The organism is Bradyrhizobium cosmicum, from assembly GCF_032290525.1.
GTDB lineage: Bacteria > Pseudomonadota > Alphaproteobacteria > Rhizobiales > Xanthobacteraceae > Bradyrhizobium > Bradyrhizobium cosmicum_A.
Genome location: NZ_JASXTA010000430.1, coordinates 1 through 251, shown reverse-complemented (window position 1 = coordinate 251; position 251 = coordinate 1). Strand labels below are relative to the sequence as shown.

The 251-nt window shown below is 65.3% G+C and carries 1 pseudogene; it reads left to right on the top strand.

Annotation, left to right across the window (positions count from 1 at the left end):
* Positions 1-251, top strand: a pseudogene (locus tag QSV46_RS40470) (hypothetical protein); the annotation flags it as partial.

Below are 251 nucleotides of genomic sequence, written 5' to 3'. Positions count from 1 at the left end.
ATCCTCGGCCACGCCCCCATCATCCTGCCCGCCGTGTTGCAGGTCCGGCTGGAATGGACGACGTGGTTCTGGCTCCCAGCCTTCCTGTTGGAGGCCTCCCTGCTGGTGCGCATCGGTATCGGCGACGGTTTGGACCGTTCCGCCGCGGTGCAGGCGGGCGGGACCGTCAACGTACTCAGCCTATTGACCCTGGTAGCTGTCATCGCCACCCATATCCAGCCCCGCACCAGGGCCAGAACGCACCTGAAATC